We start from the raw sequence: 14,680 nt of genomic DNA, 5'->3' as shown, positions 1-14,680 counted from the left end.
GCATGGCATCCCTGATTACCCGGCTTGATACGACCGATGCAGATTTTTCCAGGAAACTGACTTCACTACTGGCTTTTGAAGCGAGTGAAGATGAAGCGATAGACCGCGCCGCTGCGCAGATTTTGGCCAGCGTCAAAACCAGTGGTGACACCGCCGTGCTGGAAGCGACCAATCGTTTTGACCGCCTCAATGCCAGCAGCGTTGCGGCGCTGGAGTTGACGCAGGAAGAAATGCAGGCCGCACTGGCGTCATTGAATATTGAGCGCCGCACTGCGCTGGAAACGGCAGCAGCACGCGTACGCGCCTATCATGAAGTGCAAAAGACCGAATGTGGTTCGGCTGGCTTTAGCTATACCGAGGCAGATGGCACCGTACTAGGGCAAAAAGTCACGCCGCTGGACCGCGTTGGTATTTATGTACCCGGTGGCAAGGCAGCTTACCCATCGTCGGTATTGATGAATGCGATACCGGCCAAGGTGGCGGGCGTCAAAGAAATCATCATGGTGGTACCTACACCAGACGGCGTAAAAAATCCCCTGGTATTGGCGGCTGCAGCAATCGCTGGTGTTGACCGCGTGTTTACGATAGGTGGCGCGCAGGCGGTCGGTGCCCTGGCCTATGGTACGGCAACGATACCGCCCGTTGATAAAATCGTAGGCCCCGGCAATGCCTATGTGGCTGCCGCCAAGCGCCGCGTGTTTGGCGTGGTTGGCATAGACATGATTGCCGGTCCGTCCGAGATTCTGGTGTTGTGCGATGGCACGACTGATCCTGACTGGGTCGCGATGGATTTGTTCTCGCAGGCTGAACATGATGAGCTGGCGCAATCGATTTTATTGTGCCCGGATGAAGCCTATATAGAAGCCGTACAAGCCAGCATCATCAAGCTGTTGCCTGACATGCCCAGACATGAAGTGATACGCACTTCACTGGCCAATCGCGGTGCACTGATCAAGGTGCGCGATATGGATGAAGCCTGCGAAATTGCCAACAGCATCGCCGCTGAACATCTGGAAATTTCTGCAGAAAATCCTCAGCAATGGGCAGACAAGATACGTCATGCCGGTGCTATGTTCCTCGGTCGCTATTCATCTGAATCCCTCGGTGATTATTGTGCTGGCCCCAACCATGTCTTGCCGACTTCACGCACGGCACGTTTTTCTTCGCCGCTGGGTGTCTACGATTTCCAAAAGCGTTCATCGATGATTTTTGTCAGTGAGCAGGGCGCGCAAACCCTCGGTAAAGTAGCCGCTGAACTGGCGTATGGCGAAGGCTTGCAAGCCCACGCGCGTAGTGCAGAATTGCGGCTCAAGTCATGAAAGTAAAATTGCTGTCTGCTATGAATACCTGCATATGATGGCCGAATGGCGTAACCAGGTTTTTTGTGAAGATGCGCTGCAAGGCCTGGCGCGGCTGCCAGATGCCAGCGTAGACTTATTGCTGGCCGACCCACCGTATGGTCTGGGCAAGGATTATGGCAATGAGTCCGACAAGATGGAGTCGGCTGCCTACCTGGAATGGATGGCGCAGTGGATAGATCTGGCCCTGCCCAAGCTGAAAGCCAATGGCAGTCTGTATATCTTCCTGACCTGGCGTTATTCGCCTGAAGTCTTTGTGATGCTCAAGCAACGCATGAGCATGATGAATGAAATCATCTGGGACAGGCGCGTGCCCTCTATGGGTGGTACCGTACGGAAGTATTCATCGGTGCATGACACCATAGGCTTTTTCGTCAAAGCCAAAGATTATTATTTTGACCTGGATGCAATACGCATCCCGTATGATGCAGCCACCAAGAAAGCCCGCAGCCGCAAGATTTTTGAGGGTGCGAAGTGGCTGGAACTGGGATTCAATCCCAAGGATGTCTGGAGTGTCTCGCGCCTGCATAGAGAACATGCCGAACGCGAAGAACATCCTACCCAAAAACCGCTCGAAATCATCGAGCGCATGATCAAGGCTTCCTGCCCACCCGGCGGCGTGGTACTCGATCCCTTCATGGGCAGCGGCACCACTGCCGTAGCTGCCAAACGTTGCGGGCGTGATTTTGTCGGATTTGAATTAAATCCCGACTATTGCGCAATGATAGAAAATCGCCTGGCCTCCATAGACACGGAAGTACTTCCTGCCTGATTTGTGTCTAGCCATTGTCTGAGCGATTTTCACTGTTACAGTACACAAGCCTGAACATGGAGTAAAGAATTGAGCATCACCAAACTGATACGCCCTGAAATCGCCAGCCTGTCTGCCTATCATGTGCCGGACGCCAGCGGTTTTGTGAAGCTGGATGCAATGGAGAATCCTTACCTGCTGCCGCCCGATATGCAGCAGGAACTGGCCAAGCATCTGGCAGGCGTAGCACTGAACCGTTATCCACAACCAGCCTATGCCAGCCTCAAGCAATTGATTGCCGACAAACTCGGTGTGCCTGCTGGACATGACATCGTATTGGGCAATGGCTCGGATGAACTCATCAGCATGGTGTCCATCGCCTGCGCCAAGCCAGGTGCCAAGGTGCTGGCGCCTGTGCCGGGCTTTGTCATGTATGCGATGTCCGCCCTGTTTGCCGGGCTGGAATTTGTAGGCGTAGATCTGAACCCGGATTTCACGCTGAACAAGGCTGCCATGCTGGCGGCTATTGCTGAGCATCAACCAGCCATTACTTATCTGGCTTACCCCAACAATCCTACCGGCACGCTCTACGATGCTGACGATATGGTCGCTATTTTGCAGGCGGTTGGCGCGGATGGCATCGTCATCGTCGATGAAGCCTATCAGCCCTTTGCCCAGACCAGCTTCATGTCACGTCTGGCAGAGTTTGATAATCTGGTCGTCATGCGTACCGTGTCCAAGCTGGGCCTGGCAGGCATACGTCTTGGTTATATGGCAGGCAATAATGCCCTGATGCATGAATTTGAAAAAGTGCGCCCGCCTTACAACATCAATGTACTGACGCAGGCAGCGGCAGAATTTGTGCTGAGCAGGGTAGAAATACTGGATGCGCAAGCAGCAGAATTGCGCCAGCAACGTACTGAATTAATGGCTGCCATGGCAAGCTTGTCAGGTGTGCAAGTCTTTCCCTCGGCTGCCAATTTTGTGCTGATACGTGTTGCGAATGCCGAACAAGTCTTTGTGAAATTACGCGAACAAAAAATTTTAGTCAAAAATGTAGGTAAAATGCATAATCTGCTGGGCGACTGTCTGCGTATCACAGTCAGTACCCGGGAAGAGAATGCTCTTTTTCTTGCTGCCCTGGCAGCATCTTTATCATCAAAATGAATAAGCCCATAGAACGCATTGCGGCGGTTACCCGCAATACCAATGAAACACAAATCCGTGTTGCCATCAATCTTGATGGCACAGGCCAGCAAAAACTCAATACCGGCGTCCCTTTTCTGGATCACATGCTGGATCAGATTGCCCGTCATGGCTTGATTGATCTGGACATAGAAGCCGTTGGCGACCTGCATATTGATGCCCATCACACGGTAGAAGACGTTGGTATTACCCTGGGCCAGGCATTTGCCAAGGCGATAGGTGATAAAAAAGGCATACGCCGCTACGGTCACGCCTATGTTCCTCTGGACGAGGCCTTGTCGCGCGTGGTCATCGATTTTTCTGGCCGCCCAGGCCTGGAATACCATATTCCCTTTACCCGCGCCATGATAGGCAATTTTGATGTTGATCTGACCCGTGAGTTTTTCCAGGGCTTTGTCAATCATGCACTGGTGACCTTGCATATCGACAACTTGCGCGGCGATAATTCCCACCATCAATGTGAAACGGTATTCAAGGCCTTTGGCCGCGCCCTGCGCATGGCAACCGAGCTCGATGCGCGCGCGGCAGGAACCATACCCTCGACCAAAGGCAGCCTTTGATCGCAATGCAGATCGCAGACAAGAGATACCAGTTTGCTGGTGATTCATTATGAATAAAATTGTAGTAGTAGATTACGGCATGGGTAATTTGCGCTCGGTAGCGCAAGCCCTGCGTGCCGTTGCCCCAGAGGCCAACGTACTGATCTCGGGTGAAGTTGCCGATATCCGCAGCGCAGACCGTATCGTTTTACCAGGTCAGGGCGCCATGCCCGATTGCATGAGTTGCCTGCGTGAATCAGGCCTGCAAGACGCCCTGCTTGAAGCCGCCCGCAACAAACCCCTGTTTGGTGTTTGCGTTGGCGAACAAATGCTGTTTGATCTCAGTGAAGAAGGTGACACGCCTGGCCTGGGGCTTTTGCCCGGCAAGGTAGTGCGTTTTGCACTGGATGGGCAACTGCAGGCAGATGGCTCGCGTTACAAAGTGCCACAAATGGGCTGGAACCGCGTACAGCAATCGCAGTCACATGCTTTATGGCAAGATATTGCTGATGAAGCCTATTTTTATTTTGTGCACAGCTATTATGCCCAGCCCGCAAATGCGCAACACGCAGTTGGCATGACGGATTACGGCAGCCTGTTTGCCTGTGCCGTAGCGCGCGACAATATTTTCGCCACCCAGTTCCACCCTGAAAAGAGCGCAACGGCTGGCTTGCAACTGTATAAGAATTTTGTACACTGGAAACCGTAAGCTTGCGAACCAGGTGTTTGAGGTAAATTTTTTACACTGATTTTTAACTGGTATTGTCTTTTCTTCTTATTGCCACATTGACGTTCCTACTTTTTTTCATATCATGCTGCTCATTCCTGCTATAGACCTGAAAGATGGCCACTGCGTACGCCTTAAACAAGGTGACATGGACCAGGCTACCGTATTCTCTGAAGACCCGGCCGAAATGGCGCGCCATTGGCTACGCCAGGGTGCGCGTCGTCTGCATCTGGTGGATTTGAACGGTGCTTTTGCCGGCAAGCCCAAGAACGAGGCGGCTGTCAAAGCCATCATACAGGCGGTACGCGATTACGCAGAAGAAACCGATACCGAAGAAATCCCCGTACAGCTCGGTGGCGGTATCCGTGATCTCGATACCATAGAACGCTATCTCGACGATGGCCTGTCCTACATCATCATAGGTACGGCAGCGGTCAAGAACCCCGGTTTCCTGGCAGATGCCTGCAGCGCTTTTCCTGGCCAGATTATCGTTGGCATCGATGCCAAGGATGGCAAGGTAGCTACTGATGGCTGGAGCAAATTATCTGGTCATGAGGTGATTGATCTCGCCAAGAAATTTGAGGACTATGGCGTCGAAGCCATTGTCTATACCGACATAGGCCGTGACGGCATGATGGGTGGCGTCAATATTGAAGCCACGGTCAAGCTGGCGCAGGCCGTCAGCATCCCCGTTATCGCCTCTGGTGGCGTGCATGTACTGGCTGACGTCGAAGCCCTGTGCGCTGTACAGGACGAGGGTATAGAAGGCGTCATCTGTGGCCGTTCGATTTACGAAGGCACGCTGGACCTGTCGTCGGCGCAAGACCGCGCTGATGAACTCAGCGGTGAATTCGACGATGAAGAAGAAACTGAATGAGCTTAGCCAAACGTATTATCCCTTGTCTGGATGTGACCGCTGGCCGTGTCGTCAAGGGCATTAATTTCCAGGAACTGCGCGATGCCGGTGATCCGGTAGAAATCGCCCGCCGTTATGACGGGCAGGGCGCAGATGAAATTACTTTTCTTGATATCACGGCATCCTCCGATGGCCGCGACCTGATCTTGCCAATTATCGAAGCCGTGGCTTCGCAAGTGTTCATCCCGCTCACTGTCGGTGGTGGTGTGCGCACGGTGGCTGATGTACGCCGTCTGCTCAATGCCGGTGCTGACAAGGTCGGTATCAATACTTCTGCCGTGACCAACCCGCAACTGGTGGCCGATGCTGCACACAAGTATGGCTCGCAATGCATAGTCGTGGCGATTGATGCCAAGAATGTGGGGCCAGGCAAATGGGAGGTATTTACCCACGGTGGCCGCAATGCCACCGGCCTGGATGCGGTTGAGTGGGCCATGCACATGGCAAAACTGGGAGCAGGTGAAATCTTGCTGACCAGCATGGATAAGGATGGCACGCGTTCCGGTTTTGACCTCGGTCTGACACGTGCAGTGTCGGATGCGGTGCCTATACCCGTCATTGCCTCCGGCGGTGTCGGTGGCTTGCAAGACCTGGCTGATGGCATCAAAGTTGGTGGTGCCGATGCGGTACTGGCTGCCAGCATCTTTCATTACGGGCAACATACGGTCGGTGAAGCAAAGCAATTTATGGCAGCACAACATATACCGATGAGGTTGTCATGAGCGCGGCAAAATGGTTGAACAAGGTCAAATGGGACGAAAACGGCCTGGTACCTGTCATCGCACAAGAGGCCAGCAGCAACGATATTCTGATGTTTGCCTGGATGAATCGCGATGCCCTCTCCAAAACGGTAGAGCTGGGTGAAGCAGTTTACTGGAGTCGTTCACGCAAGAAGCTCTGGCACAAAGGCGAAGAGTCGGGCCATATCCAGAAGGTCAAGGAAATCCGTATCGATTGCGACGAAGACGTGGTTTTGCTGAAGATAGAGCAGATTGACAGCATTGCCTGTCACACTGGCCGCCATTCCTGTTTCTTCCAGAAGTTTGAGGGCAGCTTGAATGACGGCGACTGGCAGGCAGTTGATCCAGTCTTGAAAGATCCGGAAAGCATCTACAAATGAGTAACACACAAATACAGACTTTACAGCGTCTTGCAGAGATCATAGAAAGCCGTAAACTGGTGAATGGTGGTGACCCGGACAAGTCCTATGTCGCCCGCCTGTTTTCCAAGGGTGACGACGCCATTTTGAAAAAAATAGGCGAAGAAGCAACCGAAACCGTCATGGCCGCCAAGGATGCACGTGTGTCTGGTGATGCGTCCAAGCTTTTATATGAGTGTGCTGACCTGTGGTTTCATTCGCTTGTCATGTTAGCGCAGTATGATCTCAGCCCTCAGCAGGTGCTGGACGAGCTGGCAAGGCGCGAAGGTATTTCTGGTATTGAAGAAAAGGCAGCACGCAAGGATGCGTGAGGCCATCATTTGACATCATGCGTCTTGTTGAAAAGAACGGATAAAACGTGGATAACTGTATTTTTTGTAAGATTGCTGCAAAACAAATTCCTTCTGCCAGCGTCTATGAAGATGAAGAATTGCTGGTATTTAAAGATATCAACCCGGCTGCCCCAGTGCACCTGTTGATCATTCCCAAAGTACATATTGATACTTTATCGTCGGTACAGCCCGAACATACTGCCGTATTGGGGAAAATGCTCGCCCTTGCACCAAAGCTGGCACAAGAGCAGGGTTGTGCTCCTGTGCTTGGTGCAGATGGTAGTCTGACAGGCGGTTACAAAACCCTCATCAACACCGGACCGGATGGTGGGCAAGAGGTGTATCATTTGCACATGCATGTGATAGGCGGGCCCAAGCCATGGCGTGGGCAACGCTAATATCGCTACCACTGAACCGGCCTGGCAGGGTGACCGCATCGTTAAGTCGACGGGTTCAAATCAATATTTTCGAGAGCATGGTTCTCACAAGGAGTAAGTAATGGGTTCATTAAGTATCTGGCATTGGCTGATTGTTCTGGTTGTCATTGTGCTGGTTTTTGGTACCAAAAAATTGGGTAATGTAGGCTCTGATTTGGGCAAGGCTGTCAAAGGATTCAAAGATGGCGTAAAAGGTGAAGAAGAAAAAACGGCAGCTTCCCAACAGGTAGCTGACAAAAGTACGATAGACGTGGAAGCCAAAGAAAAATCCAAACTGTGATTCATTTCTTTACTTCCAGCCTGGATTTATTTTGTAGGTTTTACCCATGATAGACCTGGGAATCAGCAAGCTCGCCTTGATAGGCGTGGTTGCTCTCATCGTCATCGGCCCTGAAAAATTGCCCAAGGTGGCAAGAATGGCTGGCACTTTGCTGGGACGTGCGCAACGTTACATCAATGACGTCAAGTCTGAAGTCAGCCGCGAAATCGAGCTCGAAGAATTGCGCAAGATGCAAAAAGATGTACAGGATGCCGCCCAGAATGTAGAGCAATCCATACACCAGACCTGGTCAGAGACTGAACAGGAATTGCGCAACCTGGGGCAGGAAACTGAAACAGCCATGTTGCATACAGCCACGCCTGAGCAATTGGCGGTCAAGGCAAAAAGCTTCCGCCGTAAAAAACTCGCTCGTACTTCGGCCTTGCCTGCCTGGTATAAAAACCGCCATGGCCAGCGCCAGCACATTATCTCCGGGTCGGCGAGAATGGCGCGTCACCGCGCCTATCCCCGTTCTGGTGGTAGTTTCTTTTAATTTTCGCTTATGTCATTGCGTTTTTATAATCTGGTGGTATTCGCATGAGCGATCACACGGAACAGGCTCCCGAAGAAAGTTTCATCTCGCATCTGGTTGAGTTGCGTGACAGGCTGGTCAAGTCCATGTATGGTCTGGCCATCACCTGCGGCATTCTTATGCTGTGGCCAGGGCCCTCAGCGATTTATGATTTTCTGGCACAACCCATGCTGGCGTCTTTGCCTGCCGGCTCGAAAATGATCGCGACGGGCGTTATTTCACCTTTTCTGGTGCCGATGAAGGTGACCTTGTTGCTGGCATTCATGGTGGCCTTGCCATGGATTTTGTATCAGGTGTGGGCCTTTGTTGCACCTGGCCTGTATACCCATGAAAAGCGTCTGGTCGCACCGCTGGTGATTTCCTCTTCCGTGCTCTTTCTGTGCGGTGTGGCGTTTTGTTATTTTCTGGTTTTTGGCCGCGTCTTCAAATTCATCAATGAATTTGCCCCGGCGTCCATCAATGTTTCACCTGACATAGAAAACTATCTGGATTTCATCATGTCCATGTGTCTCGCTTTTGGCGTGACCTTTGAAGTACCGGTAGTTGTGGTGGTGCTGGTACGTATGGGCCTGGCGCCGCTGGATAAGCTCAAGGCCATACGCCCTTATGTCATCGTCGGTGCCTTTGTGATTGCAGCTATCGTGACGCCACCTGACATTGTCAGCCAGTTTTCTCTCGCTGTGCCCATGTGGATATTGTATGAGCTGGGTTTGCTGGTTGCCCCCATGTTTGTACGGGCAACCCAGGCACCTGACTCGACAGAATCAAACGGGAGCTGACCTGAGCCAGCTTACCAGTGGCATCGCGCTCTTGTAAGCGGTCAGCAGGGTGGTTTTCAATTGATCTGTATCCATGCCCTTGAGTGGGCATTCAGTCCACACCATGAAGTTCTTCAGCTTGATCTGCTCTATATGCGGCAGGTCGGCATCAAAGCCTTTGGGTGGGCGTTGCAGCTTGCCTTCTTCCTGCAGGGTACCAAACTGGGCTTTCAGTTTCTTGTCCTTCAAGACCTTGGCAAAGCCATCAGGGTCAGCGACGATGTGATTGCGGATCGCCTTCAGGCGGTCTGAAGGTGGCATGTATTCACCAACCGCATAGAACAGGCGGCCAGTACCATCCATCTGGAAATAATAGGCTGGCCCGCCGCCTTCACTGGGTTTCTTGCGCCCGCTAGGGACGATGGAAGAAGAGAAGGTGGTCTTGTAAGGCGATTTGTCATGCGCAAAACGGACGTCGCGGTTGATGCGGAACAAGGCTTTTTTCGGTTCCAGCCCCAGGATGGCAGGGTCAAACTTGCTGATCTCGGCGATCAGTTCAGTCACCAGTTGTAAAAATTCTGCACGCAAAATGTCATAGCGCGGTTTGTTCATGACAAACCAGGCGCGGTTATTGTTGTCGCCCAGTTCGGATAAGTAAGCTTGCAGGTCGATCAAATGCATGGGTATTTATTCCCTTGCTTCTTCTTTACGGGCTGACGGGCGCTTGCCTATCAGGATTTCCAGTGTTGGTTCCTTGGTGTCACGCAAAACCGTGACTTTGGCTTTGTTGCCAGGCTTCAGCTGTGCCACCAGGTTCAGCATCTGGGTGGTGTTGCCGACTGGCTTGCCTTCAATCGCAATCAGGATGTCGCCAGGCTTCATGCCTGCCTTGTCAGCCGGGCCGCCGCGTATGACACCAGCGATAATGGCGCCGGATTTCTGTTTCAGACCAAAGCTGTCGGCCAGCTCAGGCGTGATGTCCTGCGGTTCTACACCTATCCAGCCGCGCACGACATGACCATTGGTGATGATGGATTCCATGACTTGCTTGACTGTGCTTGCCGGTATCGCAAAGCCTATGCCTACCGAACCGCCGGTCTGCGAATAAATCGCGGTATTCACGCCAAGCAAATTGCCATTTACATCCACCAGTGCGCCACCAGAGTTGCCAGGGTTAACGGCTGCATCTGTCTGGATAAAGTTTTCAAAGGCATTGTCAGTCAGGTTATTGCGCCCCAGCGCAGAGATGATGCCCATGGTCACGGTCTGGCCGACGCCAAAAGGATTGCCAATCGCAAGCACCACATCGCCTACGTTGGCCGTGTCAGAGCGGCCCAGGGTAATCGCAGGCAAGTCCGGCAAATTGATCTTGATGACAGCCAGGTCGGTTTCCGGGTCTGTGCCGACTATCTTGGCACTGGCCTTGCGGCCATCCGCGAGGGCAACTTCAATATCGTCGGCTGCTTCCACCACATGGTTATTCGTCAGGATGTAACCTTCAGGGCTGACAATGACGCCCGAGCCCAGGCTGGACAGGCGCTCGGCCTGCGGGTTTTGCTGGTCGCCAAAGAAACGTCTGAGGAAGGGGTCATTCAACAGTGGATTGCGGCGCTGACGTACTTCTTTCGAGGTGAAGATATTCACCACCGAGGGCATGGCCCGCTTCGCAGCAGCGCCATACGAGCTTTGCGCGGGGACGCTGTTGGCAGGAGCCTCCTTGACGATGGCACCGGCATTCAGGGTCTGGGTTTGCCTGCTGTTATAGCCAGCTTTTACCCAGTCGGGTTTCAAGGTGGTTACAATAAACCAGATCGCCAGACCGACAGTGACAGTTTGGGCAAACAATAACCATAGACGACGCATAGTGAGAATCAGTATGAAATCAGTGAATCGGGACGAATTAGCGCAATTCCTGGCAAAAGAATTGCAAGTCAATTATTTTCGTGATTATTGCCCAAACGGCGTACAGGTGGAAGGGCGTAACACCATTAAACATATAGTCAGCGGTGTGACTGCCAGTTTAGCATTATTGGAAAAAGCCGTGGAATTGCAGGCAGATGCCATCCTTGTGCACCATGGTTATTTCTGGCGCGGTGAAGACATGCGCGTCATAGGGCAAAAGCAGCGCCGCCTGAAACTCTTGCTGGAAAATGATATTTCCCTGTTCGCCTATCATCTGCCGCTGGATAACCATGCAGAACTGGGCAATAACATAGGCCTGGCGCGCCGCCTGGGGCTGGTTGCTGACGGGCGCTTTGGTGAAAACGATCTGGCCTGGCTGGGGACTCTGGAAGACAAAGCCATCACCACCCTTGCTGACCTGGCCCTGCATATAGAACTCAAGCTGTGCCGCAAGCCCCTGCTGATCGGTGATCCGGCAGCGCCTGTAGGACGCGTCGCCTGGTGCACAGGTGCCGCCCAGAACATGCTCGATCAGGCAATCACTGCCGGTGCCACGGTTTACCTGAGTGGAGAAATATCCGAACCTACGGTACACCTGGCACGCGAATCAGGTGTGGCCTACATCGCCTGCGGCCATCATGCGACCGAGCGTTTTGGCGTGCAGAGCCTGGGGGCATTCGTTGCTGACACGTTTGGGGTGCAGCACAGCTTTGTGGATATCGACAATCCGGTGTGAGGCCAGAATTTCCCTCCCCTTCAAGGGGAGGGGTAAGGAGGGGATGGGTTGCCGGTGGTGAGTCAACAATGAATTTACGCGGGCAATCCGCCCCCTGTCAAATCATGACAATTTGTTTTGACCCCGCCAGAACATCTGGTTTTTGGGGCAATACGTAGCAATCACTTCCTTAAAGCGTCCCTGATCTCGCGCAACAGCAACACATCTTCAGGTGTGACTTCTGGCGCAGGTTCCGGTGCCGGTTCTGCCTTTTTGAGGGCATTGACCAGTTTGACCATCTGGAAAATCACAAACGCCAGGATAAGGAAACCTACGCTGACAGTCACAAAATTACCATAAGCGATAACGCCACCTGCTTTTTTTGCTTCCGCCAGCACCAGGTGCGTGCCCTGGCCATTCAGCGGTATGTAGTAATTTGAAAAGTCCAGTCCGCCAACGATGCGGCCAATAACAGGCATGACGATATCGCCTACCAGGGAATCAACGATTTTGCCAAAGGCAGCACCAATGATGACGCCGACAGCCAGATCAACGACGTTGCCGCGGCTGATAAAGGTTTTAAATTCATGCAACATGGACATAGAAATTCTCCGGGTGAGAAGCTGGTAAATAAATCATAAACAGATCATGAGGCGCAGATAAATACCTCATTGTGCTGCAGAATAAACGACAAAAATGCATGCACAAAATGTAATTATCCCGATTTTAATGCCCAAAGCAGGGGAAAAGCCTGCAGTTTTTTGTCAATTTTGTTTTCTCTCAAGCCTTAAATATTTATTATTGCCTATGATTTTGTGCTCAAAGCGGCATTGCGACCAGCCTGAACTTGTATTTCGGGCTTGAATTGTTGAAAAATGCCAGCAAGTTGGCGTTTCGGATATCTTTTTCTTTAAAACCATATCCGGGTCATTTATAATTTAAGGTTGCTAGAAGCTGGGTTTTGCTTCATCAGTTTTTGATTATTGACAGATTGGGGTTGGTATGAGTATCGAAAAGCAGGTCGATTCCGGCCGTCGCGGTTTGCTCGTCGCCACTTGCGCGGCGGGTGGTGTGGCAGGCTTGGCAACGGCAGGTGCGCTGGTAAGCACTTTCCAGCCATCCGAGCGTGCCAAGGCTGCAGGTGCACCGGTGGAAGTGGACATCTCGTCCTTGAAACCAGGCGAAATGCAAACGACTGAATGGCGTGGTAAGCCAGTATGGATTCTGAAGCGCACACCAGAAATGATGGCGAGCCTGGCCAAGACTGAAGACAAGGTTGCCGATCCAAAATCGGAAAAACCTTATACCATGGACATGCCAGAGTACTGCGACAAGCAAAGCCGCTCACGCAAAGAACATAGCGACATCCTGATCGCCGTCGGTATTTGCTCGCACCTGGGCTGCTCCCCAAGCTCCAAATTCCAGGAAGGTGCTCAGCCATCTCTGCCAGATGACTGGAAAGGTGGCTTCCTGTGCCCATGCCATGGTTCGACCTTCGATCTGGCTGGCCGTGTATATAAAAACAAACCAGCTCCACAAAATCTGGATGTGCCTCGTCACATGTTTTTATCAGACACCAAAATCGTCATCGGTAAAGATGAGAAAGGCGAGGCTTAATCATGGCATTTGTTGAGAAAAAACTCCCGGCAGACGCTCCTGTCGTGGACAAGGCCTTGAACTGGGTCGATTCCCGTTTCCCGCTGACCAAGCTGTGGAATGATCAATGGGGCAAGTACTACGCACCAAAGAACTTCAATTTCTGGTACATCTTCGGTTCCCTGGCCATGCTGGTCCTGGTTATCCAGATCGTTACCGGTATTTTCCTGGTCATGCATTACAAACCAGATGCGAATCTGGCGTTTGCCTCTGTCGAATACATCATGCGTGATGTGCCTTGGGGCTGGCTGGTGCGTTACATGCACTCGACCGGCGCTTCGGCCTTCTTCATCGTGGTCTATCTGCATATGACCCGTGCCTTCCTGTACGGCTCTTACCGCAAGCCACGTGAGCTGATCTGGCTGTTCGGTTTCGCGATTTTCCTGTGCCTGATGGCCGAAGCTTTCTTCGGTTACCTGCTGCCATGGGGCCAGATGTCTTATTGGGGTGCTCAGGTTATTGTTAACCTGTTTGGTGCCATTCCTTTCATTGGTCCTGATCTGTCCCTGTGGATCCGTGGTGACTATGTGGTGTCTGATGCGACTCTGAACCGCTTCTTCTCCTTCCACGTTATTGCGATTCCTCTGGTTTTGCTGGGCCTGGTGGTTGCTCACTTGATCGCCTTGCATGAAGTGGGTTCCAATAACCCAGACGGTATAGAAATCAAAGAAAACCTGGGTCCTGATGGCCATCCTGTTGATGGCGTGCCTTCTCACCCTTACTACACTTTCCACGATATTTTTGGCGTGACTGTGTTCCTGACTATTTTCAGTGCAGTCGTGTTCTTTGCACCGGAAATGGGTGGTTACTTCCTTGAGTACAATAACTTTATCCCGGCTGACTCGCTGAAAACGCCTCCGCATATTGCGCCGACCTGGTACTTCACGCCTTTCTACTCGATCTTGCGTGCAACTACTTCCGAGTTCCTGTACGTGGTGCAAGCCGGAGCTGTTGCTTATGTAGCACTGATCTGGCTGACCACCAAGTTGCCACAATTGCTGAAGATCGCAATTGCCGCAATTGCACTGGTAGCAGTCGCTGGCATGATGCCTGGTGCACTCGATGCGAAATTCTGGGGTGTGGTATTGTTCGGCGGCTCCGTCGTGATCCTGGCTTTCCTGCCTTGGCTCGATGTTTCTCCGGTCAAATCCATACGTTATCGTCCTGACTGGCACAAATATGTGTATATCGTGTTTGGTATCGCCTTTGTTGCCCTGGGTTACCTCGGTGTGCAGGCTCCTTCCCCTACTGGTGAACGTGTTTCCCAGGTTTGCGCAGTGATTTACTACGGCTTCTTCCTGTTGATGCCATGGTGGAGCGGTATGGGTACATTCAAGCCTGTGCCCAAGCGTGTAACATTTGCAGCGCACTGA

Annotated in this window: 19 protein-coding genes; 16 read left to right on the top strand and 3 right to left on the bottom strand. The window is 52.2% G+C overall.

From position 1 onward, the window contains the following. Positions 1-2 precede the first annotated feature (2 nt). The 13 genes from hisD (at position 3) to tatC (ending at position 9,055) form a co-directional block, all read left to right on the top strand. The gene (gene hisD, locus UNDKW_RS24795; protein ID WP_162043498.1) at positions 3-1,319 is read left to right on the top strand and encodes a histidinol dehydrogenase; all 1,317 of its coding nucleotides are present in this window, start codon (positions 3-5) and stop codon (positions 1,317-1,319) included. 37 nt (positions 1,320-1,356) lie between these two features. Continuing rightward, complete coding sequence (locus tag UNDKW_RS24790; protein WP_162043497.1) at positions 1,357-2,130, top strand: site-specific DNA-methyltransferase; 774 nt, start codon at positions 1,357-1,359, stop codon at positions 2,128-2,130. A 69-nt stretch (positions 2,131-2,199) separates the two neighbouring features. Next, complete coding sequence (gene hisC, locus UNDKW_RS24785; RefSeq protein ID WP_162060929.1) at positions 2,200-3,276, top strand: histidinol-phosphate transaminase; 1,077 nt, start codon at positions 2,200-2,202, stop codon at positions 3,274-3,276. After that, a complete protein-coding gene (hisB, locus tag UNDKW_RS24780; protein ID WP_162060928.1) occupies positions 3,273-3,875 on the top strand; it encodes an imidazoleglycerol-phosphate dehydratase HisB in 603 nt (200 codons plus the stop codon). The genes hisC and hisB overlap by 4 nt, the downstream gene beginning before the upstream one ends. A gap of 49 nt (positions 3,876-3,924) precedes the next feature. Further along, complete coding sequence (hisH, locus tag UNDKW_RS24775; RefSeq protein ID WP_162060927.1) at positions 3,925-4,563, top strand: imidazole glycerol phosphate synthase subunit HisH; 639 nt, start codon at positions 3,925-3,927, stop codon at positions 4,561-4,563. A gap of 103 nt (positions 4,564-4,666) precedes the next feature. Next, entirely contained in the window at positions 4,667-5,458 is a 792-nt protein-coding gene (gene hisA / locus UNDKW_RS24770) for a 1-(5-phosphoribosyl)-5-[(5-phosphoribosylamino)methylideneamino]imidazole-4-carboxamide isomerase (protein WP_162043493.1), read from the top strand. Beyond that, positions 5,455-6,219, top strand: coding sequence for an imidazole glycerol phosphate synthase subunit HisF (gene hisF / locus UNDKW_RS24765; RefSeq protein ID WP_162043492.1), 765 nt, complete (start codon positions 5,455-5,457; stop codon positions 6,217-6,219). The genes hisA and hisF overlap by 4 nt, the downstream gene beginning before the upstream one ends. Then, entirely contained in the window at positions 6,216-6,617 is a 402-nt protein-coding gene (gene hisI, locus UNDKW_RS24760; protein WP_162043491.1) for a phosphoribosyl-AMP cyclohydrolase, read from the top strand. The genes hisF and hisI overlap by 4 nt, the downstream gene beginning before the upstream one ends. Then, the gene (locus UNDKW_RS24755; protein ID WP_162060926.1) at positions 6,614-6,967 is read left to right on the top strand and encodes a phosphoribosyl-ATP diphosphatase; all 354 of its coding nucleotides are present in this window, start codon (positions 6,614-6,616) and stop codon (positions 6,965-6,967) included. The genes hisI and UNDKW_RS24755 overlap by 4 nt, the downstream gene beginning before the upstream one ends. 47 nt (positions 6,968-7,014) lie before the next feature. Beyond that, positions 7,015-7,386: a histidine triad nucleotide-binding protein gene (locus tag UNDKW_RS24750; RefSeq protein ID WP_162060925.1), complete on the top strand. Its 372-nt coding sequence runs from the start codon at positions 7,015-7,017 to the stop codon at positions 7,384-7,386. A gap of 100 nt (positions 7,387-7,486) precedes the next feature. Next, a complete protein-coding gene (gene tatA / locus UNDKW_RS24745) occupies positions 7,487-7,705 on the top strand; it encodes a Sec-independent protein translocase subunit TatA (protein WP_162060924.1) in 219 nt (72 codons plus the stop codon). 46 nt (positions 7,706-7,751) lie between these two features. Beyond that, complete coding sequence (gene tatB / locus UNDKW_RS24740) at positions 7,752-8,237, top strand: Sec-independent protein translocase protein TatB (protein ID WP_162043487.1); 486 nt, start codon at positions 7,752-7,754, stop codon at positions 8,235-8,237. 44 nt (positions 8,238-8,281) lie between these two features. Further along, on the top strand, positions 8,282-9,055 hold the full coding sequence (gene tatC, locus UNDKW_RS24735) for a twin-arginine translocase subunit TatC (RefSeq protein ID WP_162060923.1): 774 nt from the start codon (positions 8,282-8,284) through the stop codon (positions 9,053-9,055). On the opposite strand, the gene UNDKW_RS24730 is transcribed toward tatC, so the two are convergent. Together UNDKW_RS24730 and UNDKW_RS24725 are read right to left on the bottom strand one after the other, a co-directional pair. After that, positions 9,041-9,715, bottom strand: coding sequence for a DUF2461 domain-containing protein (locus tag UNDKW_RS24730; protein ID WP_162060922.1), 675 nt, complete (start codon positions 9,713-9,715; stop codon positions 9,041-9,043). The two genes, tatC and UNDKW_RS24730, sit on opposite strands and share 15 nt — an antisense overlap. Positions 9,716-9,721: 6 nt before the next feature. After that, entirely contained in the window at positions 9,722-10,897 is a 1,176-nt protein-coding gene (locus UNDKW_RS24725) for a Do family serine endopeptidase (RefSeq protein WP_162060921.1), read from the bottom strand. A 13-nt stretch (positions 10,898-10,910) separates the two neighbouring features. Here UNDKW_RS24725 and UNDKW_RS24720 point away from each other — a divergent pair, with 13 nt between their 5' ends. Beyond that, positions 10,911-11,672, top strand: a complete 762-nt coding sequence (locus UNDKW_RS24720) for a Nif3-like dinuclear metal center hexameric protein (RefSeq protein ID WP_162060920.1) — start codon at positions 10,911-10,913, stop codon at positions 11,670-11,672. Positions 11,673-11,833: 161 nt separating this feature from the next. Here the strand turns inward: UNDKW_RS24720 and mscL are convergent, their stop codons facing one another. Continuing rightward, the gene (mscL, locus tag UNDKW_RS24715; RefSeq protein WP_162060919.1) at positions 11,834-12,253 is read right to left on the bottom strand and encodes a large conductance mechanosensitive channel protein MscL; all 420 of its coding nucleotides are present in this window, start codon (positions 12,251-12,253) and stop codon (positions 11,834-11,836) included. A 400-nt stretch (positions 12,254-12,653) separates the two neighbouring features. Here mscL and petA point away from each other — a divergent pair, with 400 nt between their 5' ends. Beyond that, entirely contained in the window at positions 12,654-13,268 is a 615-nt protein-coding gene (gene petA, locus UNDKW_RS24710; RefSeq protein WP_162060918.1) for a ubiquinol-cytochrome c reductase iron-sulfur subunit, read from the top strand. Next, entirely contained in the window at positions 13,268-14,680 is a 1,413-nt protein-coding gene (locus UNDKW_RS24705) for a cytochrome bc complex cytochrome b subunit (protein ID WP_162062098.1), read from the top strand. The genes petA and UNDKW_RS24705 overlap by 1 nt, the downstream gene beginning before the upstream one ends.

The sequence above is a fragment of the Undibacterium sp. KW1 genome (genome assembly GCF_009937955.1).
Classification (GTDB): Bacteria; Pseudomonadota; Gammaproteobacteria; order Burkholderiales; family Burkholderiaceae_D; genus Undibacterium.
This window is presented reverse-complemented; position numbering and strand designations above follow the sequence as displayed.